This is a genomic window from Geobacillus sp. DSP4a (assembly GCF_013096875.1).
Lineage (GTDB): Bacteria > Bacillota > Bacilli > Bacillales > Anoxybacillaceae > Geobacillus > Geobacillus thermophilus.
The window spans coordinates 25,840-45,294 of the sequence record NZ_SDLD01000007.1 but is presented as its reverse complement, the minus strand read 5'-3'; the positions used below and the strand labels follow the sequence as shown (position 1 = coordinate 45,294).

At 54.4% G+C, this 19,455-nt stretch carries 20 protein-coding genes and 1 riboswitch; all 20 genes read right to left on the bottom strand.

What is annotated here, in order from left to right; genetic code table 11:
• Positions 1-11: 11 nt before the first annotated feature.
• Entirely contained in the window at positions 12-914 is a 903-nt protein-coding gene (locus ETC02_RS04065) for a sulfite exporter TauE/SafE family protein (protein ID WP_050367766.1), read from the bottom strand.
• Positions 915-932: 18 nt separating this feature from the next.
• Positions 933-1,781 (bottom strand): DUF72 domain-containing protein, encoded by an 849-nt coding sequence (locus ETC02_RS04060; protein WP_171698085.1) that lies wholly within the window; start codon positions 1,779-1,781, stop codon positions 933-935.
• A 125-nt stretch (positions 1,782-1,906) separates the two neighbouring features.
• Positions 1,907-2,347 carry a hypothetical protein gene (locus tag ETC02_RS04055; protein WP_227412625.1) on the bottom strand — a complete coding sequence of 147 codons (441 nt, stop codon included), beginning with the start codon at positions 2,345-2,347 and terminating at the stop codon, positions 1,907-1,909.
• A 623-nt stretch (positions 2,348-2,970) separates the two neighbouring features.
• Positions 2,971-4,368 carry a Fe-S cluster assembly protein SufB gene (sufB, locus tag ETC02_RS04050; protein WP_015375743.1) on the bottom strand — a complete coding sequence of 466 codons (1,398 nt, stop codon included), beginning with the start codon at positions 4,366-4,368 and terminating at the stop codon, positions 2,971-2,973.
• Between the two features lie 22 nt (positions 4,369-4,390).
• The gene (gene sufU / locus ETC02_RS04045) at positions 4,391-4,825 is read right to left on the bottom strand and encodes a Fe-S cluster assembly sulfur transfer protein SufU (protein ID WP_015375744.1); all 435 of its coding nucleotides are present in this window, start codon (positions 4,823-4,825) and stop codon (positions 4,391-4,393) included.
• A complete protein-coding gene (locus ETC02_RS04040) occupies positions 4,815-6,035 on the bottom strand; it encodes a cysteine desulfurase (protein ID WP_171698078.1) in 1,221 nt (406 codons plus the stop codon). The genes sufU and ETC02_RS04040 overlap by 11 nt, the downstream gene beginning before the upstream one ends.
• Positions 6,032-7,342: a Fe-S cluster assembly protein SufD gene (gene sufD / locus ETC02_RS04035; protein ID WP_063193246.1), complete on the bottom strand. Its 1,311-nt coding sequence runs from the start codon at positions 7,340-7,342 to the stop codon at positions 6,032-6,034. Before sufD ends, ETC02_RS04040 begins: the two co-directional genes overlap by 4 nt.
• Before the next feature lie 17 nt (positions 7,343-7,359).
• Entirely contained in the window at positions 7,360-8,139 is a 780-nt protein-coding gene (sufC, locus tag ETC02_RS04030) for a Fe-S cluster assembly ATPase SufC (RefSeq protein ID WP_011232465.1), read from the bottom strand.
• Between the two features lie 378 nt (positions 8,140-8,517).
• A complete protein-coding gene (locus tag ETC02_RS04025) occupies positions 8,518-9,372 on the bottom strand; it encodes a MetQ/NlpA family ABC transporter substrate-binding protein (protein ID WP_171698077.1) in 855 nt (284 codons plus the stop codon).
• Positions 9,373-9,386: 14 nt separating this feature from the next.
• Positions 9,387-10,055 (bottom strand): methionine ABC transporter permease, encoded by a 669-nt coding sequence (locus tag ETC02_RS04020; protein ID WP_020961126.1) that lies wholly within the window; start codon positions 10,053-10,055, stop codon positions 9,387-9,389.
• A complete protein-coding gene (locus ETC02_RS04015; RefSeq protein WP_063329821.1) occupies positions 10,045-11,073 on the bottom strand; it encodes a methionine ABC transporter ATP-binding protein in 1,029 nt (342 codons plus the stop codon). Before ETC02_RS04015 ends, ETC02_RS04020 begins: the two co-directional genes overlap by 11 nt.
• A 92-nt stretch (positions 11,074-11,165) precedes the next feature.
• Positions 11,166-11,275: riboswitch (SAM riboswitch) on the bottom strand.
• Positions 11,276-11,336: 61 nt separating this feature from the next.
• Positions 11,337-11,693 carry a sterol-binding protein gene (locus ETC02_RS04010; RefSeq protein WP_171698076.1) on the bottom strand — a complete coding sequence of 119 codons (357 nt, stop codon included), beginning with the start codon at positions 11,691-11,693 and terminating at the stop codon, positions 11,337-11,339.
• A 154-nt stretch (positions 11,694-11,847) separates the two neighbouring features.
• On the bottom strand, positions 11,848-12,162 hold the full coding sequence (locus ETC02_RS04005) for a thioredoxin family protein (protein WP_171698075.1): 315 nt from the start codon (positions 12,160-12,162) through the stop codon (positions 11,848-11,850).
• The gene (locus tag ETC02_RS04000) at positions 12,159-12,518 is read right to left on the bottom strand and encodes a ribonuclease M5 (protein WP_033010412.1); all 360 of its coding nucleotides are present in this window, start codon (positions 12,516-12,518) and stop codon (positions 12,159-12,161) included. The genes ETC02_RS04005 and ETC02_RS04000 overlap by 4 nt, the downstream gene beginning before the upstream one ends.
• A 171-nt stretch (positions 12,519-12,689) precedes the next feature.
• Positions 12,690-12,830, bottom strand: coding sequence for a DUF2553 family protein (locus ETC02_RS17630; protein ID WP_233205007.1), 141 nt, complete (start codon positions 12,828-12,830; stop codon positions 12,690-12,692).
• Between the two features lie 73 nt (positions 12,831-12,903).
• Entirely contained in the window at positions 12,904-13,287 is a 384-nt protein-coding gene (gcvH, locus tag ETC02_RS03990) for a glycine cleavage system protein GcvH (RefSeq protein WP_033016348.1), read from the bottom strand.
• A gap of 93 nt (positions 13,288-13,380) precedes the next feature.
• Positions 13,381-13,758 (bottom strand): arsenate reductase family protein, encoded by a 378-nt coding sequence (locus tag ETC02_RS03985; RefSeq protein ID WP_033010367.1) that lies wholly within the window; start codon positions 13,756-13,758, stop codon positions 13,381-13,383.
• Positions 13,759-13,837: 79 nt separating this feature from the next.
• Positions 13,838-15,622: an acyl-CoA dehydrogenase family protein gene (locus ETC02_RS03980; protein ID WP_033010365.1), complete on the bottom strand. Its 1,785-nt coding sequence runs from the start codon at positions 15,620-15,622 to the stop codon at positions 13,838-13,840.
• Positions 15,623-15,854: 232 nt separating this feature from the next.
• Positions 15,855-17,030 (bottom strand): acetyl-CoA C-acetyltransferase, encoded by a 1,176-nt coding sequence (locus ETC02_RS03975; RefSeq protein WP_171698074.1) that lies wholly within the window; start codon positions 17,028-17,030, stop codon positions 15,855-15,857.
• A gap of 27 nt (positions 17,031-17,057) precedes the next feature.
• Entirely contained in the window at positions 17,058-19,445 is a 2,388-nt protein-coding gene (locus ETC02_RS03970) for a 3-hydroxyacyl-CoA dehydrogenase/enoyl-CoA hydratase family protein (protein WP_171698073.1), read from the bottom strand.
• Between the last annotated feature and the right edge of the window lie 10 nt (positions 19,446-19,455).

The following is a 19,455-nucleotide window of genomic DNA, read 5'->3' as shown; positions in this document are numbered from 1 at the left end:
CCCTCCTTCCATTACGCCAAACTTCCCCATACAAGCCGGGCCCCGAGCAGCACAAGCACTAGCCGCAGCACGACGACAAGCGTCCGGCTTGGCATCCGCTTATTGATCCACGCTCCGGTTTTCGCCCCGATCCACACCCCAGGAATGAGGGCAAGGGCAAACGGCCATTGCACGTTTCCCATGGCGACATGGGTGAGCGAACCGATGAGGGAGGACAGGAAAATCATCAACATCGACGTCGCCACCGCCACATGGGGTGGAAAGCGAAACAGCACGATCATCGCCGGCACCATGAGCGAGCCGCCGCCAATGCCAAACAACCCGCCGAAAAAGCCGACCACAAACGCGATGGCGATCGCGGCGAGCGGATAATAGCCGTACACGAACGTCTCCCCGTTCCGCTCCGTGTACGTGCGCATGACTTTCCGCGCCCACCACGATGCCCGTTTCAAGCGGGTTTCCGCTTTCGTCTCGGATCGGGATGACTCCCGTTCATTCTCCGTCGCCGCCGCCGTCTCGTCAGCCGAACGCTTCGTTTTCTTTTGACTGAGCGACAAAAAGAGCGACATGGCGATTAAAAACAGCCCAAAATACAATGAAAAATGAGCGGCGCTCAGCGTATTGTTCACCCAAGCACCGATGACCGCCCCGGGAACGCTGCCAAGACAAAAGAGCAAGCCGCTTTGATAGTCGACCATTTTGTCTTTCATATACGACAATGTGGACGATAAGCCATTGAAAATAATGACGACAAGCGACGTGCCGACCGCGACCTGCGGCGTCACCGCCGACAGCCAGCCGAGCGCGCCGAAAAACAGAAGCGCCGGCACGATGATCACCCCGCCGCCAAGGCCGGCCAAGCTGCCCACCGTCCCCGCGATAAAGCCGATCAAAAAAAGCAACATATACGCCATTTTGTCTCTCCCCCCGCTTCAAAACAAACCAAGCTGCCGCGGCGCAAGGCCTGTGTATTCAATGCCAAGCAAATCGATCAATTGTTTGGCGTTGTCAGCGGCGTCGCCGCCGGAGTTGTTGTTGAACAGCACGTAAATTTGTTTTGTTTTTTGCTTTAATGTCTCGATATGGCGCACCCACTCGCGCAGCTCGCGCTCATTGTACCGGTATAAATAGCGGACCGCCCTCCAGTTCTCGCCGGCCGTCGCCTTGTTCCAGCCGTGGACATTCCGTCCGTGCAGGCGGATGAGCGTCTTTTCCCGGTCGGTCGGATGCAAAACGGTCGGCACCGACCCTTCCCCCGCCTGCGGCTCGTCGCAAATCGCGTGAATCCACCCTTCCTCTTCCATAAAACGGAGCGTTTTATCGTAAAACCGGGGCGAAAACCACGACTGATGCCGAAATTCTAAAGCGACAGGCACCGCTCCCATCCTCGCCTTGACCCAGCGCAAATAGGTGACATGCTCGCGCCGGCAGTCAAACCACGGCGGAAACTGAAACAGCACCATCGCTAATTTCCCCGCTTCCTGAAACGGCGCGATCGAGTCCAAAAACGCGGCGAACATCGCTTCCTTATTCGCATATGGAATCGGGCCGCGCTCATGCCCGGTCATCCCTTGATACGCTTTAACGATAAATTGAAACGACGGCGGCGTCTCGCGAATCCACTTTTCCACGTTCGAACGCGGCTGAATGGCGTAAAAGTACGAATCGACCTCGACTGTCGGAAAATGAGCCGCGTATTCCAGCAGCTTGTCTTTTGCCGCAAGACCTGGTGGGTACAAGCTGTCATGATCCCCCCAGCCGGTCAGTCCAATATAAATCATGGCCATCACCAGTTTATTCAGCTTTCAGATATTTTAACTATACCATAAGCAGATCGGCCATGAAATCAAAACGACTATTGGCACGTTGCTCTAAGGGGAAATGGCCTGCGACGCGGCAAGCAACGTTATTCTTGCGTCAAGTAATTGAAATGTTTATCCGTGATATAGGTGAGATCAATATCAAAATTCATCTTATCTAAGATCGGTTGAATGTACTCGATTAAATGTGTGCCAACCCCAAAATAATCAGGGAACTTCGTAATATAAAACGAATGATTATTATCACAATCGGGCTTATGTTCAACTAACCCTTCGATGACCTCAAGGATTCGGTCCACCATATGTTGTTCTAATGTTTTCTCTGAAATGATGACCGTGTGGATATAATTCTCCGCGCCTTCAAATGAATCCTCATCCTCGATTCCCTTTAAAATGGGAAAATCATCGAAAACACTAGGTCTCCTGTAATCCAAAATCAATAACATACAAACCGTTTCACCATCTTGGTCATCTAAACGAAACAACTCCAGATCTCGCAACTTCAACATTCTGATCAATTTCCACATTCCTATCATCTCTTTCACGTTCCACCTCATATTTCGCAACCTTTGCATAATATACAAAAAATAACCAAAATATTCGCATAAAAATAAATTTTTATACAAATATTGTAAAATAACTAATTTTTATTCACTCAAATCAGGCTTATTTTGAATTTTTATTCAGGGTGCGAAATGTGAGTTCCACTCTCTTTTTCATCGTTATATTTTCAAAATAATGAAACATCACCAATCCGATTATAGATCATAACAAAATATTGGCTCTTCACCAAAAGTTGTACTTGATTTTTTCTGAACATACCCTATTTACGCTTGTGAGGGAAAATCAACAAATCAGTGATTTTTGCACATCTTTGTTCAGGAAACCGTATTGCTTGTCAAGTACATGTTGTGGTGAAGAGCCAAAATATTCATAAATAACCATTCCTTCACAAATCTGAAATGGACGATCATCGTTATGGACGCTTTTAGCACGGATAGAGCATGCCAGCATAACAATGACCGCTGACAACCAACTCCATGTGACTCAAAACATTGAGGATGAGACACTGAAGTGGGATCAGCGGCACTTGAAAAAAATGATGGGTGCAGCGCTTCGTTTGAACGCTGCACCCTTGATATGATCAAGATTATCCAATGCTTCCTTCCATCTCGAACTTGATCAAGCGGTTCATCTCGACGGCGTATTCCATCGGCAGCTCTCTTGTGAATGGCTCGATAAAGCCCATGACGATCATTTCCGTCGCTTCCTGCTCGGAAATGCCGCGGCTCATCAAGTAGAACAGCTGCTCTTCCGACACTTTCGACACTTTCGCTTCGTGCTCAAGCGAGATGTTGTCGTTTAAAATTTCGTTGTACGGAATGGTATCGGATGTCGACTGATTGTCGAGAATGAGCGTATCGCATTCGATGTTCGAGCGCGAGCCGGACGCTTTGCGGCCGAAATGGACCATGCCGCGGTACGTGACTTTTCCGCCTTGCTTGGAGATCGACTTCGAGACGATCGTCGATGACGTATTCGGGGCCAAATGGATCATTTTCGCCCCGGCGTCTTGGTGCTGCCCTTTGCCGGCGATGGCGATGGAGAGCGTCAAGCCGCGCGCCCCTTCGCCTTTTAAGATGACGGCCGGGTATTTCATCGTCAGCTTCGAGCCGATGTTGCCGTCGATCCATTCCATCGTCGCGTTTTCTTCGCAGACGGCGCGCTTCGTCACCAAGTTGAAGACGTTGTTCGCCCAGTTTTGGATCGTCGTGTAGCGGCAGTAGGCGCCTTTTTTGACGATGATTTCCACAACCGCGCTATGAAGCGAGTTCGTCGTGTAAATCGGCGCCGTGCAGCCTTCGACGTAATGGACGTGCGCCCCTTCGTCCACGATGATGAGCGTCCGTTCAAACTGCCCCATGTTTTCCGAGTTGATGCGGAAGTACGCCTGAAGCGGCGTATCGACTTTGACGCCTTTCGGGACGTAGATGAACGAACCGCCCGACCAGACGGCCGAGTTGAGCGCCGCAAATTTGTTGTCCGTCGGCGGCACGACTTTGGCGAAATACTCGCGGAACAAGTCTTCGTTTTCCTTCAGCGCCGAGTCGGTGTCTTTAAAGATGACACCGAGTTTTTCGAGGTCTTCTTTCATGTTGTGGTAGACGACCTCGGATTCATATTGCGCCGAGACGCCGGCCAAATATTTTTGTTCCGCCTCTGGAATCCCTAATTTATCGAACGTCGCTTTAATTTCCGCCGGCACTTCATCCCATGAGCGGCCCGATTTTTCCGTCGGTTTGACGTAGTACGTAATTTCATCGAAATCGAGGCTTGACAAGTCGCCGCCCCATTGCGGCATCGGTTTGCTGTAGAAGATGTCGAGCGCTTTTAAGCGGAACTCGAGCATCCATTGCGGCTCGTTTTTCATCCGCGAAATTTCTTCGACGACTTCACGCGTCAAGCCGCGCTGGGCGCGGAAGACGGAGACGTCTTTATCGACGAAGCCGTACTTGTATTCACCGATTTCCGGGGCTTTTTTCGCCATCTCGGTTCACCTTCCTTTAGACTTAGTGGTGATGCAGTCCTTTTTCGAGCGCTTTCCACGCGAGCGTCGCGCATTTAATGCGGGCCGGAAACTTGGAAACGCCTTGGAGCGCTTCAATGTCGCCAAGGTCGACGGAATCGTCGTACTCTTTCCCTTGGATCATGTCGGAAAAAATGTGGGCGAGCCGAAGCGCTTCTTCCACCGTTTTCCCTTTGATCGCCTGCGTCATCATCGACGCCGACGACATCGAAATCGAACAGCCTTCCCCTTCAAATTTGACGTCGGCGACTTTTCCGTCTTCAACTTTCATCGTCAAGTGGATGCGGTCGCCGCACGTCGGGTTGTTCATGTTGACATCGACGTTCGTTCCTTCAAGCACCCCGCGGTTTCTCGGGTTTTTATAATGATCCATAATGACTTGGCGGTAAAGCTGGTCCAACGGATGATTAGAAGACATGGCTGAAGTACTCCTTCGCTTTCTGTAATGCGGCGATGAACCGGTCGATTTCCTCTTTCGTATTGTAAAGGTAAAAGCTCGCCCGGGCGGTCGCCGTCACGCCGAGCCATTTCATGAGCGGCTGGGCGCAATGGTGGCCGGCGCGGATGGCGATTCCTTCGGCGTCAAGGACAGTCGCCACATCGTGCGGATGCACCCCGTCGATGTTAAACGTCACAAGCCCCGCCCGCTCTTTCGGGCCATAGACGGTGACGCCTTCGATGTCCGCCATTCGTTCAAGCGCATATTGCGCCAGCTCATGCTCATGGGCGGCGATGGCGTCCAAGCCGACTTGTTCAAGGAAATCGATCGCTGCACCAAGGCCAATCGCCCCGGCGATGATCGGCGTGCCGCCTTCAAACTTCCACGGCAGCTCTTTCCACGTCGAGTCGTACAGCTCGACAAAATCGATCATTTCGCCGCCGAACTCGACCGGCTCCATCTGCTCAAGCCATTTCTTTTTGCCATATAATACGCCGATTCCCGTCGGCCCGCACATTTTATGGCCGGAAAGGGCGAGAAAATCGCAATCAAGTTCTTGGACATCGACCTTCATATGCGGAGCGCTTTGCGCCGCATCGACGACGACGACCGCGCCGCGCTCATGGGCGATGCGGGCGATCTCCCGCACCGGGTTGATCGTCCCAAGCACGTTCGATACATGAGCAATGGCGACAATCTTCGCTGCTTCGGTGACGGTCGCCTCGACATCGCGCAGATCGATCGTGCCGTCTTCCTGCATTGGAATGTATTTTAACGTCGCCCCCGTTTGTTTCGCCAGCTGCTGCCACGGAATCAAGTTGCTGTGATGCTCCATGTACGTGATGACGATCTCATCGCCTTCTTTGACGTTGGCGCGCCCGTAGCTGGAGGCGACCAAATTAAGCGATGCCGTCGTGCCACGCGTAAAGATGATTTCCTGCGTCGATTGGGCGTTTAAAAACCGCCGCACTTTTTCGCGCGCGCCTTCGTACGCATCGGTCGCCTTCGTCCCGAGCGTATGGACGCCGCGGTGGACGTTCGAGTTGTACTCGCGGTAATAGCGGTCAAGCGCCTCAATCACCGGCAGCGGCTTTTGCGATGTCGCCGCGCTGTCGAAATAAACGAGCGGATGGCCGTTGACATCCTGATGCAAAATTGGAAACAACGCGCGAATGTCGTTTACATTCATGATTGAACTTTCCTTTCAATCACTTCAATTAATTGGTTTTTCACGCCTTCAATCGGAATTGCTTCGACGACCGGCGCCAAAAAGCCGTGGATGATGAGCCGTTCCGCGTCGCGTCTCGGAATGCCGCGGCTCATTAAGTAATACAATTGGATCGGGTCAACGCGCCCGACAGAAGCGGCGTGGCCGGCCATGACGTCGTCTTCGTCAATCAACAAAATCGGGTTCGCATCGCCGCGCGCTTTTTCGCTCAACATCAAGACGCGCGACTCCTGCTCGGCGTTCGATTTTGACGCGCCGTGCTCAATTTTGCCGATGCCGTTGAAAATCGAGGTCGCGCTGTCGCGGACAACACCGTGCTTCAAAATTGTCCCTTCTGTATGCTTGCCGTAATGGATGACGCTCGTCGTAAAGTTTTGCACTTGCTCGCCGCGGCTGACCGCGACCGTTTTCGTATCGCCGAACGAGCCGTCGCCGACAAGGCGGGTGATGTTCTCGGAGACCGTATTGCCGTCATTCATCAGCCCGAGCGCCCATTCGATCCGTCCATCGCGCCCGGCGATGCCGCGCCGATTGACATACGTCGTGGTGCCTTTGGCCAAATGGTCGACAGCGGCGAAAAAGACGCTTGCGTTCGCTTGAGCAAACACCTCGGCGACCACATTAACGACCGCGTTTCCTTCGCGGCTTGCTGATATATAATTTTCGACAAACACGACGCGGCTGTTGTCTTCCGCCACGACGATGACATGGTTAAACAAGGCGATGTCGTCTTCGTCTTGAATATAGACCGCCTGAAGCGGCGTTTCAATCTCCACATTTTTCGGGACATAGACAAACACACCGCCGTTGAGCAGCGCCGCATGGAGCGCGGCAAGGCGGTGCTCATCCGGCTTGACCGCCGTCATCAAATAGTTTTTCAGCAAGTCGCCATGCTCGCGCGCTGCGGTGAAGATGTCGGTGAAAATGACGCCCTTCTCCTTCAACTCATCGGACAGCGACACATACGCCGGCGTATGGTTGCGCTGCACGTACAAATTTTTCGTTCCTTCGCCGGCTTGCATGAGCGCCTTGACCGCTTCAGGCAAGTCATCGAGGCCGGCATATGGCGCACTGTCAACGGCATGGCGTGAGAAGCCAGTGAAGTTCCAATTGTCGATTTTCGTTTTCTCCGGTTTCGGAAGCGGCAGCCGCTCCGCCAACCGAAGCGCCTCAAGGCGCCGCTCGGTCAGCCAGCCCGGTTCGCCGCGTCCGCTTGAGAACGTGCGGATGTAGGTTTCATCGAATGGGATTTTCGTTTCTGTCGCCATAGTCCTCCTCCTAACGCTTACGCTTCTTGTCCGACCGTTTCGTCTTCGATGCCGAGTTCTTTTTTGATCCAGTCGTACCCTTCCGCCTCAAGCCGCTGCGCCAGCTCCGGACCGCCGGACTTGACGATGCGCCCTTGCATCATGACATGCACATAATCCGGGGTGATGTAGTTGAGCAGCCGCTGGTAGTGGGTGATGATCAAACAGCCGAACTCGCTGCTGCGCATTTCGTTGACACCTTTGGCGACGATTTTGAGCGCGTCGATATCGAGGCCGGAGTCGATCTCGTCCAAAATGGCGATTTTCGGCTCAAGCATCATCAGCTGCAAAATTTCATTTCGCTTTTTCTCCCCGCCCGAGAATCCTTCGTTCAAGTAACGGTGCGCCATATCCGGATTCATTTCCAAAAACGCCATTTTTTCATCGAGCTTGCGGATGAATTTCATGAGCGAAATTTCGTTGCCTTCGCCAAGCCGGGCGTTGATCGCCGCGCGCAAAAAGTCGGCGTTCGTCACCCCGCTAATTTCACTCGGATATTGCATCGCCAAAAACAGGCCGGCGCGCGCCCGTTCGTCGACTTCCATCTCGAGGACGTCCTGGCCGTCGAGCGTCACCGATCCTTCTGTCACTTCATATTTTGGATGGCCCATAATGGCCGATGCCAGCGTCGACTTCCCCGTTCCGTTCGGACCCATGATGGCGTGGATTTCCCCACCTTTGACTTCCAAGTCCACTCCTTTTAAAATTTCCTTTCCCTCCACGGCGACGTGGAGATTGCGAATCGTCAATACCGCCATGCAGCATACCTCCAATTCTCAATTGAGAGTCAATTCGCTCGCTTGTCTTCTAGCGATCGTTCATTCTCATTTTATTCTCATTACAATTTTATAACAAATGAAAACTGCCTGCAACTTCCCTGCTCTGTTTTTCACGATGGCCGTGTGAAAAACCGCATCATTTATTTATTTTACACGAAAACCGCAAGCTTGTACGAGTTTTTGCAAAAAAAGACCCCGTTTTTTTCCGGAGTCTAGTGAGCCGCCGTACTGGCGCGTTTGAACAACCGATGAAGCGCGGGAAAACAGACCGGCCGCGGCGTCTCTCCATCCAAAACGGTTTTGAACTTTCGGGCAGCTCTTTTTTGTGCAAAAAATAACGGAAGCGATTCGCTTCCGTTATTGATTGTTTGTCGCCGCTGGAATGACGGCGCCGTGGTATTTTTCTTTGATGAAATCTTGGATTTCTTTCGATTGCAGCACTTCGACAAGCGTTTTGATTTCTTTCCGGTTTTCATCGCCTTTGCGCACCGCAATAATGTTCACATACGGATTGTTTTTCGGCGACTCCACGGCGATCGGGTCTTTCGCCGGGTCCAAACCGGCGTCAAGCGCATAGTTGGCGTTGATCAAAACCGCATCGCCTTCGCCGTTTTTGTAAATTTGCGGCAGAAGTCCAGCATCGACGTCCGCTTTAAATTTCAAATGTTTCGGGTTTTCGACGATGTCGTTGACCGTCGCTTTCGTTTTATCGATGCCCGGTTTCAGCTTAATGAGCCCCTTTTCTTGCAGCATCGACAAAATGCGGCCATGGTCGGCGACCGAGTTGCTCATGATGATCGTCGCGCCGTCCGGCAGTTCTTCAATGCTTTTGTATTTTTTCGAGTATAAGCCGATCGGCTCGATATGAATGCCGCCGGCGTTGACGAAATCATAGCCGTGTTCTTTCATTTGCGATTCCAAGTACGGAATGTGCTGGAAGTAGTTGGCGTCGATGTCTTTATCAGCCAACGCTTTGTTCGGCAAGATGTAATCTTGGAACGTAATGATCTCCAAGTCGATGCCTTTTTCTTTCAAAATCGGTTTCGCTTTTTCCAAAATTTCCGCGTGCGGCACGTTCGACGCGCCGACTTTCAGTTTCACCAATTCGCCGCCTTTGCCCCCCTCGGCCGCGTTGTTGTTGTCGTTGCCGCCGCACGCCGCCAAAGCGAAGACAAGAACAGCAGCGAACAGGGCGCCAAGCCATTTTTTCATCGTTTTCTTCCTCCTTATCGTTTATCAATTTTGGAAGTGACAACGTCACCGATCAACTGAATGACAAAGACAATGACGAGCACCAACACGGTCGCGACAAACGTCACATCGTTATGGCTGCGCTGGAATCCTTCCAAATACGCCAAGTTCCCAAGCCCGCCGGCGCCGATGGCTCCAGCCATCGCCGTATAGCTGACGAGCGACACGGCCGTCACCGTAATGCCGGAGACGAGCGCCGGCAACGATTCCGGCAGCAGCACTTTCCAAATGATCGTCCACGTTGAGGCGCCCATCGCTTGGGCTGCTTCGATGACGCCTTTGTCGATTTCGCGAAGGGCAATCTCCACCATGCGGGCGTAAAACGGCGCGGCCCCAATGACCAAAGCCGGCAGCGCCGCATTGGCGCCAAGCATCGTCCCAACAAGCCAGGTGGTAAACGGAATGAGCAAAATGATCAAAATAATAAACGGAATCGAGCGGAAAATGTTCACAAACGCCGCAATCACTGTATTGACAAACCGGTTTTCCCATAGGTTGCCCTTCGCTGTCAAAAATAGAAGCAAGCCAAGAACGATTCCGAGGACGAAAGTGGCCGCCACCGCCACTCCCGTCATATACAGCGTCTCGACCGTCGCCGCCCACATTGTCTCCCATTGGACGTTCGGCAGGAGGTTAGCGAGCATCGTGAATCACCTCCACCGCCACCTGCTGGCTTTGAATGTAGTCAAGCGCCCGGGCAATTTCATCCGCCGCCCCATCGATGTGCACAAACAGCACCCCATAAGCGCCTTGATGGGTTTGCGAAATTTTCCCTTGCAAAATATTCATATCGACGGCAAATTGCCGCACGACCTGGCTGATGAGCGGCTGGCCGGCCGCCGCGCCGACAAACGTCAGCTGCGCGATCAGCCCGCTCGGATATTGGCCAAACAAATGGGAAATCGCCTCTTCCGTCTCTTCCGGCTCGACGAGCTGCTTGACGAACCGCTTCGTGATCGGCTGCTGCGGGTTGCGGAACACGTGCAGCACGTCGCCTTGCTCAACGATTTTGCCGTTTTCCATCACGGCGACGCGGTCGCAAATTTTGCGGATGACGTGCATCTCATGGGTGATGAGCACGATCGTCAGCCCGAGCCGCTTGTTGATGTCGACAAGCAGGTCCAAAATCGCATCGGTCGTCTGCGGGTCGAGCGCCGATGTCGCCTCGTCGCAAAGCAGCACTTTCGGGTTGTTGGCGAGCGCCCGGGCAATGCCGACACGCTGCTTTTGCCCGCCGCTCAACTGCGACGGATACGCCTCTTCCCGCCCCGTGAGCCCGACGAGCTCGATCAATTCATCGACCCGTTTTTGCCGCTCCGCTTTCGGAACACCCGCAATCTCGAGCGGAAACGCAATGTTTTCCCGCACTGTGCGCGACCAAAGCAAGTTGAAATGTTGGAAAATCATCCCGATCTCTTGACGCGCCTTGCGCAGCTCCCGCCCTTTGATGCGCCCCATGTCGCGGCCGGCGACGATCACCTTGCCGCCCGTCGGCTTCTCGAGCCCATTGAGCAAGCGGATGAGCGTACTTTTCCCCGCGCCGCTGTAGCCGATAATGCCGAAAATTTCCCCTTCGCGAATCTCAAGCGACACATTGTCGACGGCCGTGACCGAGCCGTTAGCCGCTTGATAGATTTTTGTCACATGTTCGAGTGTAATCATCGTTTCACCTTCCTTCCTCCCCAAGGCGGCGGAGCGCAAAAAGAAAACCTTTCTGCCCGCAGAGAACAGAAAGGTATTGTGCACCATTCCGTCTCTTATCTCTCAAAGCAGGCCGCTTTGTGTGAATTGGCACCTTTTCAGCGCACGCGCTGACGGTTGCCGGGCTTCATTGGGCACATCCCTCCACCTCTCTTGATAAGAGCGCAACAATCGCCTATTCGATTGACTACAGTTGTGATTGTATCACCTTGTGTCGAACATTGTCAATAAAAATTCCACCCAACATGCCGATACGGCTTAGCCAAATGGAGGAGCGACTCAAGCAGCAACAGATGACGAAAGCTTCCCGATACATGCACTTCGCGCAGCCGGACGAGCTGCTGCAGCTTCAGCTCGCCGCCTAAAAGCGAGCAAAGCGCTTTTTTGGAGCCGCGCACCGTCAAGACGTTCCGTTCATCAGGTTCCCTTCCGGCGGTAAGCTCCTTGCCGAGCGCCACCATGGCGGTCTCTTCCTCGCTTTCAAAGCGGACATACAGCTGCTCATCCGGCAAAATCGGCAACAAATGGCGCAACGTTTGCATCCGTTCCATAAACTGCCCTACCAACTCGCGCATTTCCATTGAGCATCCTCCCCCCCATCTCCTTTGTCCTTTTATTTCCATGCCGAAGGGGGAGAATCCTTTACAAAAATCTCGACAGCCGCCGTGGCGAACCAACGCCGTTTTTGTCATTTCCCAAGAAATGTGTCAAACGGCGTCAAAAAATAGCGGATCGTCAACGCGGCAAACGGGCGCGGATTGCTTCGTACAAATAAGGGACCGAATGGAACGCATACCATTTGCCGATGATCTCTCCGCCGACGAAAAGAAGCAAGCACGGAACGCTTTCAATTTTCCACGCCGCCGCCTGCTCGGGGATGTAGTTGATGTCCGTTTCGCAAAACGGTATGTCCGGAAACAATTGTTCTAGGACAACAAGCATGCGCCTCGCCAACTGGCACGTGCCGCACAGCGGGGTATACAACGAAAGAGCGAGAAGCGGCTCCCCTTCCACCATTCGCTTAATATCGTTTCGACCGATTGTGTTCACTCGCCTCTTCCTCTCATGAACGATTCGATACGGACGTCAAAATGGGCGCGCAGCAACACATGCGCCAAATGCCAGATCGGGGCGGCGGCCACTTCGCGATACGCCCGGTCAATGTAAATATGCCCTGCTTCCGGAAACACCCGGCGGAACTGCCGGCGCAATTTTTCCCCCGCCTCGTCGGCATCGGCGAGCACGTACACATCCCGCCCTTCGAGTTCATCGGCCAGCTCCTCAAGGCGCGCATCGCTGATCGTGCCGTTCGTGCAAATGATGACAACCGGCTCGTTCAGCACGGCCGCCACTTTTTCCTTATCTGACCGCCCTTCCACAATAATCACTTTTTCCACCTGTCGCATGTCCGACCCACCTAACGTGAATGAGGATACAATATTGTATGGCAACAGAAAAGCAACGGCCATCCGCCGTTGCCTCCTAACACCAGCCCGCCTCCCCGTCGCAGTCGACATATTTTTGATCCGGTTCAACGGTAGCGGTGACCCATTTTCAAATTTTTCCATTTGTTCGCTTTATCCGTTTTTCCACGCTACAGCCGCAGGAAGCGGAAGGCGGCCGATGAGCTCGCCTCCCTCGTACAGTTCGATCGTGCGGCCGTTCCATTTGCCGGTGACCCGGTCCGTGACATCCAGTTGCTTCGTTTGCAGCACCATCACGAGCACCCCTTTTTCATCACATTCCGGTATGTATAGGGGGCCCGGTTCGAAGCGAACTTTGCAGGAACGTTTATCCTTCGTTGATCATCGCCTCGTATTGTTCGGCCGTCAACAAGTTGTCCACTTCGCTTAAGTCTTTCGGCTCAATAACGATCATCCATGCTTTTTCATACGGTGATTCGTTCACATATTCCGGATTGTCGTTCAACGCTTCGTTCACTTCGACGACCGTGCCGCTGATCGGCGCATACAATTCCGAGACGGTTTTCACCGACTCAACGCTGCCGAACGGCTCGTTCGCTGTCAGTTCCGCGCCGACTTCCGGCAGCTCGACAAACACGATGTCGCCCAGCTCCGATTGGGCGAAATCGGTGATGCCGATGCGCACTTTGTCCCCTTCGACGCGCACCCACTCATGCTCTTTCGAATAACGGAGTTCTTTCGGCGTGTTCATTAAATCCCTCCAGTGCGGCAAGTTGTGTTCTTTTTCATCATAACCGATTTTTCGCCAAAACTCACTGAATTCATTTCATTTCGGCCAAATTTTTTATGTTTCCGTCGAAACGCGCCCGGCAAAACACGATTCGTAGTCTTGTTCGCGGAATCCGACCACGACCCGCTCGCCGTCCGTTAAAATCGGCCGCTTGACGAGCATGCCGTCCGAGGCGAGCCACGTGAGCATCTCGTCTTCCGAGGCGCCATCGAGCTTGTCTTTCAATCCGAGTTCGCGGTATTTCATGCCGCTTGTATTGAAAAATTTTTTGAGCGGCAGCCCGCTTTTTCGATGCAAGTCGGCGAGCTGTTCTTTCGTCAGCGGCTCGTCGACCAAATGCACCGTTTGCACCTCAATGCCGTGTTCATCGAGCCAACGCTTCGCCTTCCGGCACGTTCCGCATTTTGGATACCAATAGAGCGTCAGCGCCATCCGCATTCCTCCCTTTCATTCGACGGCTTGGAATTCATGGAAAAAGAAGCACCAGGCAAACGCCTGGCACTTCCCATTATCACACAATATACCGTTCCGCTTCAATGAGGGCGGCAGCCGCCTCGCGTTTTTTCGCGATCACATTGATCGGCGTATGGCGCGTCAACCGGCGGAGAGCGGCGAGCATCATCCGCAGCGTGTCGCCTTGTTCGACGGCGACAAGCGTTTCTTTCGCATGCGCCTCAATTTCATTGAACGCCTCTTGGCAGAAAATTTGCGTATAGAGCAATTTTTGTTTGTGTTTCTCTTCCCCGCCCGCATTAATCGCTTTTTCGGTGCGGAGAAGCGCCGATTCCATGGCGTAGATGTTGGCGACAATATCGGCGATGTTCACGAGCACTTCTTGCTCTTCCTCAATTTTCGGACCGAATTTTTGCGCCGCTAGCCCGGCGACCATCAAGGCGATTTTTTTCGCGTTGCGCACCAAATATTTCTCTTGTTCGAGCGCGCCTGTTCCCGGTTCTTCGGCCGTCATCATCATCAGCTCTTCTTGCAGCTGCTGCGCTTTTTGGAAGAGCGGCAGCTCGCCTTTTAGCGCTTTTTTCAAATACATGCCCGGCACGAGCAGGCGGTTGATTTCATTCGTCCCTTCAAAAATGCGGTTGATGCGCGAATCGCGGTAGGCGCGCTCAATTTCGTATTCCTGCATAAAGCCGTACCCGCCGTGGATTTGCACGCCTTCATCCACGATGTAATCGAGCACCTCGGTCGCGAAAAACTTGTTCAGCGAGCACTCGATCGCGTATTCGGCAATCGATTTCGCCACTTCCTTGCCGTCTTTCGCTTTTTCCCCATCGAGCAGGCCCATCCGTTCATCGAACAAGCCGACCGTGCGGTACACCGAGCTTTCCGCCGCATACAGACGCGACGCCATCGTCGCAAATTTTTCTTGCGTCAGCGTAAACTGCGAAATCGGGCGTTTGAACTGCTGGCGTTGGTTCGCGTATTTGAGCGTGATTTCGAGCGCCCGTTTCGCGCCGCCGACCGCGCCCAGTCCGAGCTTGTAGCGGCCGATGTTTAAAATGTTGAAGGCGATGACGTGGCCTTTGCCGATTTCACCAAGGACGTTTTCTTTCGGCACCGGCACGTCTTGCAAAATGAGCGTCCGCGTCGACGAGCTTTTGATCCCCATTTTCTTTTCTTCCGGACCGGTCGAAACGCCCGGGAAGTCGCGCTCAACGATGAACGCCGTAAAGTGCTGGCCGTCCACTTTCGCGTAGACGACGAACACATCGGCGAAACCGGAGTTCGTGATCCATTGCTTTTCGCCGTTTAAAATGTAATGCGTTCCTTCTGCATTCAATTTCGCCGTCGTTTTCGCGCCGAGGGCGTCCGAACCCGATCCCGGCTCCGTCAAGGCATAGGCGGCGATTTTTTCGCCAGTCGCCAACTGCGGCAAATATTTTTGCTTTTGTTCTTCCGTGCCGAACAAGACGATCGGCAGCGAGCCAATCCCGACGTGCGCCCCGTGCGAAATCGCAAAACCGCCGGCCGGCGCCATCTGTTCTGCGATGATGGCCGAGCTCACTTTATCCAGACCCAACCCGCCGTATTCTTCCGGAATGTCGGCGCTTAGCAAACCGAGTTCGCCCGCTTTGCGAAGCAGTTTCACGGAACGGTCAAACTCATGGTTTTCCAAATGCTCCAGCTGCGGGAGCACTTCATTGTTAACATACTCTTCCGTCGTTTTGGCAATCATATGATGCTCGTCGGTGAAATCTTCCGGCGTAAAGACGCGCTCGGCCGGAATGTCTTCGATTAAAAAGCTGCCGCCTTTGATCGCTTCTTCCATTGTTTTCGCCATCGTTCGTTTCCTCCCCCGAAAAATGATGGATAATCCGGGCGGCATCCGCCCAGCAACCTTTGATCGTGTTGGCCTAGGCGCCCTGGCGGCTGCGCCGGGGCGCGATTTTCGTCAGTTCTCTAATCCAGCATTCATCTCCTTGTTTCGGCCCTCTTGCCGACTTGGGACCGGCAGCCGAACCGCTTTGACCTAGGGTGGTCGATCCGTCCGACGGCCAACTCGTCCGGCTTCCTTATGGCAGCAGTTCAAACACGCCGGCTGCGCCCATGCCGCCGCCGATGCACATCGTCACAATGCCGAACTGGACGTTGCGGCGCCGCATTTCATGAAGCAACGACAACGTCAGCTTCGCGCCCGTGCAGCCGAGCGGGTGGCCGAGCGCAATCGCCCCGCCGTTGACATTGACGATCTCTTCGTCAAGCCCGAGCTCGCGAATGACTTGAATCGACTGGGACGCGAACGCTTCGTTCAGCTCGATCAAGCCGATGTCGGACAGCTCAAGGCCGGCGAGCTTCAACGCTTTCGGCACCGCCGCGACCGGGCCGATCCCCATCACTTCCGGCGGCACGCCGGCGACGGCAAACGAACGGAACTTGCCAAGCGGCCTTAAACCGAGCGACTCTGCTTTTTCACGGTCCATCACCATGACCGCCGCCGCCCCGTCGCTCATTTGCGACGCGTTGCCGGCTGTGACCGTGCCGTTGGCGGCAAACGCCGGGCGCAGTTTCGCGAGCGTTTCCATATTCGTGTCCGGGCGCACGCCTTCATCTTGTGTAAAGACGACTTTCTCCTCAACGAGTTTGTTGCCTTCTACTTTGCGCACCGTCACCTCGACCGGCACGATTTCTTCATTGAATTTCCCTTCGGCAATCGCCTTCGCGGCGCGCTGGTGGCTGCGCACCGCGAACGCGTCTTGATCTTCGCGGCTCACGCCGTATTTTTTCGCCACTTGCTCGGCCGTGTGCCCCATCGACATGTAATATTCCGGCGCCTCTTCGGCCAGGCGGGCGTTCGGGCGGACGACATGGCCCATCATTGGCACCATGCTCATTGATTCAACCCCGCCGGCAATGACCGTATCCGAATGGCCGAGCATGACCCGTTCGGCCGCATAGGCGATCGCCTGCAAGCCGGACGAACAATACCGGTTGATCGTAATCGCCGGCACCGTGTACGGCAGCCCGGCGAGCGCCCCGATGTTGCGGGCGATGTTCAGTCCTTGCTCCGCCTCGGGCATGGCGCACCCGATAATCAAGTCGTCAATGTTTCCTTCATAGTTCCCCGCGCGCTTGATCGTTTCTTTGACGACGAGCGCCCCTAAATCATCCGGCCGCACGTGGGCGAGCGTTCCTTTTTTCGCTTTGCCGACCGGTGTGCGCGCACCTGCGACAATGACCGCTTCTCTCACGCCAATCCCCCCTTGATCTCCTCCGCTTTAGTTGCGGAGCGGTTTTCCTTTCACCAACATATGCTGCATGCGCGCTTGCGTCTTCGGCTCGCCGATGAGGCTCAAAAACGCCTCGCGCTCGAGATCGAGCAAATATTGCTCGTCGACTTCCGTTCCGTACGGCACTTTGCCGCCGGCTAGAACATACGCCAATTTTTTCGCGATTTTCAAATCGTGCTCGCTGATGTAGCCGGAATGGAACATCGACTGCGCCCCAAGCAGCATGGCGGCATAGCCGCTTTCGCCGGCCACCGGCACTTTCTTCCTTACAGGAGGCTGGTACCCTTCCTCATACATCGAGAGCACCGCCTGTTTCGCTTCATACAGCAGATGGTCGCCGTTCATCGTGATGCCGTCGCGGTGATTCAAGAAGCCAAGCTCGCGCGCTTCCGCCGCTGACGTCGACACTTTCGCCATGGCGATCGTTTCAAATACGCTGGCCGCGATTTTGACGTAGTCGACGTCCACGCCGCGCGGCAGGCTGTTCAACCGTTTGATGTACAGCTCCTTGTTGCCGCCGCCGCCCGGAATCAAGCCGACGCCGACTTCGACGAGCCCGATGTACGTCTCGGCCGCCGCTTGGATGCGTGAAGCCGCCAAGCTCACTTCCGCCCCGCCGCCTAACGTCATGGCAAACGGCGCGACGACGACCGGCTTCGGGTTGTATTTCATTTTGAGAAGCGCTTGCTGGAACTGGCGGACGGCAAGCTCCAATTCAAAGAAGTTTTCATCTTGCGCTTCCATCAGCATCATCGCCAAGTTGGCGCCGACGCAGAAGTTTTTCCCTTGGTTGCCGATGACGAGCCCTTTGTAATTGCGGTTCACTTCCTCAAGCGCCTCGTTGATCATTTGGACAATATCGGCGCCAATCGCGTTGTTCGGCGAATGGAACTCCAGAAGCGCCACGTCATCGCCGAGGTCGATGAGGCTTGCACCCGCATTTTTCTTGATGACGCCCCGCTGTTCCTTCAGCCGGCGGATGTGGATGACTTTTTCGCTTTCTTCTACTGGTTTATACCCGCCCGGCGCATAATAGAACAGCCGGCCGTTTTCCGTTTTATAGAACGATGTGGCTCCGTCGGCGAGCATGTCCGTGATCCACGACGGGATGTCACGCCCTTCCGCCTGCATTTTCCGCACCGACTTCTCGAGGCCGATCGCATCCCACAGTTCAAACGGGCCTTGCTCCCAGCCGAACCCCCACTTCATCGCCCGGTCGATCGCCACGATGTCGTCAGCGATCTCCCCGACAAGGCGGGCGGTGTACAGCAACGTCGGTGCGATGATGTTCCAAAGGAGCGTTCCCGCGCGGTCGCCGTCCGCATAGACGAGCGTTTGCAACTTGGCGGCCGTTCCTTTCGCCTGCTTCGCCATTTCCACCGCCGGGGTGACGAGCTTTTTGCGCGGCTCGTATTGCATCGTGACGTAGTTCAGCTCGAGAATGTCTTTTCCTTGCTTGAGGAAAAACCCTTGTCCAGATTTGCTGCCGAGCCAGCCGTTTTCAAGCATCGTGTTCATAAACTCCGGCACGCGGAACGCCTCTTTTTCTTCCCCTTCGACGTTTTCATACACATTGTTGGCGACATGCACGAACGTATCGAGTCCGACGACGTCAAGCGTGCGGAACGTCGCGCTTTTCGGCCGGCCGATGAGCGGCCCCGTCACCGAATCAACCTCGCCGACGCTGTAGCCCCCTTGCATCATCTCGCGGACAGTGACAAGCAAGCCATACGTGCCGATCCGGTTGGCGATGAAGTTCGGCGTATCTTTCGCCATCACGACGCCTTTGCCGAGCACGTCTTCGGCGAACGTTTTCATATAGGCGACCACATCCGGATCGGTATGCTCCGTCGGGATGATTTCAAGCAGCTTCAAATAGCGCGGCGGATTGAAGAAATGCGTGCCTAAAAAGTGTTTTTTGAAATCATCCGAACGCCCCTCCGCCATCGCGGCGATCGAGATGCCGGATGTGTTCGAGCTGACGATCGTCCCCGGCGTCCGCACCTCGTCAACGCGGGCGAAAACGCTTCGTTTGACATCCAAGTTTTCGACGACGACTTCAATGATCCAATCAACATCCGCCAGCCGATGGAAATCGTCTTCAAAGTTGCCGGTTTCAATGAGCGCCAGATTGTCTTGAGCCATCAGCGGCGCCGGCTTTTGCTTTTTCATCCGCTCCAGCGCCTGATTGGCGAGGCGGTTGCGCACTTGTTTATGCTCGAGCGTCCAACCTTTTGCTTCTTCCTCTTTCGTCAATTCCCGCGGCACGATATCCAACAGCAGCGTCGGAATGCCGACGTTCGCCAAATGGGCGGCAATGCCCGAACCCATGACGCCGGACCCAAGCACCGCAGCGCGCCGAATGCGTTTTGCCATTTCGGTTCCC

Excerpts from the sequence above, each read along its gene's own strand:
- gcvH (WP_033016348.1), bottom strand. The coding sequence starts at position 13,287 with ATGAACACGCCGAAAGAACTCCGTTATTCGAAAGAGCATGAGTGGGTG.
- ETC02_RS03985 (WP_033010367.1), bottom strand. The coding sequence starts at position 13,758 with ATGGCGCTGACGCTCTATTGGTATCCAAAATGCGGAACGTGCCGGAAG.
- sufU (WP_015375744.1), bottom strand. The coding sequence starts at position 4,825 with ATGTCTTCTAATCATCCGTTGGACCAGCTTTACCGCCAAGTCATTATG.
- ETC02_RS04055 (WP_227412625.1), bottom strand. The coding sequence starts at position 2,347 with ATGTGGAAATTGATCAGAATGTTGAAGTTGCGAGATCTGGAGTTGTTT.
- ETC02_RS04010 (WP_171698076.1), bottom strand. The coding sequence starts at position 11,693 with ATGGAAATGCGCGAGTTGGTAGGGCAGTTTATGGAACGGATGCAAACG.
- ETC02_RS04065 (WP_050367766.1), bottom strand. The coding sequence starts at position 914 with ATGGCGTATATGTTGCTTTTTTTGATCGGCTTTATCGCGGGGACGGTG.
- ETC02_RS04060 (WP_171698085.1), bottom strand. The coding sequence starts at position 1,781 with ATGATTTATATTGGACTGACCGGCTGGGGGGATCATGACAGCTTGTAC.
- ETC02_RS04015 (WP_063329821.1), bottom strand. The coding sequence starts at position 11,073 with ATGATTACACTCGAACATGTGACAAAAATCTATCAAGCGGCTAACGGC.
- sufC (WP_011232465.1), bottom strand. The coding sequence starts at position 8,139 with ATGGCGGTATTGACGATTCGCAATCTCCACGTCGCCGTGGAGGGAAAG.
- ETC02_RS04025 (WP_171698077.1), bottom strand. The coding sequence starts at position 9,372 with ATGAAAAAATGGCTTGGCGCCCTGTTCGCTGCTGTTCTTGTCTTCGCT.
- ETC02_RS17630 (WP_233205007.1), bottom strand. The coding sequence starts at position 12,830 with ATGGTGCTGCAAACGAAGCAACTGGATGTCACGGACCGGGTCACCGGC.
- ETC02_RS04000 (WP_033010412.1), bottom strand. The coding sequence starts at position 12,518 with ATGCGACAGGTGGAAAAAGTGATTATTGTGGAAGGGCGGTCAGATAAG.
- ETC02_RS03980 (WP_033010365.1), bottom strand. The coding sequence starts at position 15,622 with ATGGCGAAAACAATGGAAGAAGCGATCAAAGGCGGCAGCTTTTTAATC.
- sufB (WP_015375743.1), bottom strand. The coding sequence starts at position 4,368 with ATGGCGAAAAAAGCCCCGGAAATCGGTGAATACAAGTACGGCTTCGTC.
- ETC02_RS03970 (WP_171698073.1), bottom strand. The coding sequence starts at position 19,445 with ATGGCAAAACGCATTCGGCGCGCTGCGGTGCTTGGGTCCGGCGTCATG.
- sufD (WP_063193246.1), bottom strand. The coding sequence starts at position 7,342 with ATGGCGACAGAAACGAAAATCCCATTCGATGAAACCTACATCCGCACG.
- ETC02_RS04020 (WP_020961126.1), bottom strand. The coding sequence starts at position 10,055 with ATGCTCGCTAACCTCCTGCCGAACGTCCAATGGGAGACAATGTGGGCG.
- ETC02_RS04040 (WP_171698078.1), bottom strand. The coding sequence starts at position 6,035 with ATGAATGTAAACGACATTCGCGCGTTGTTTCCAATTTTGCATCAGGAT.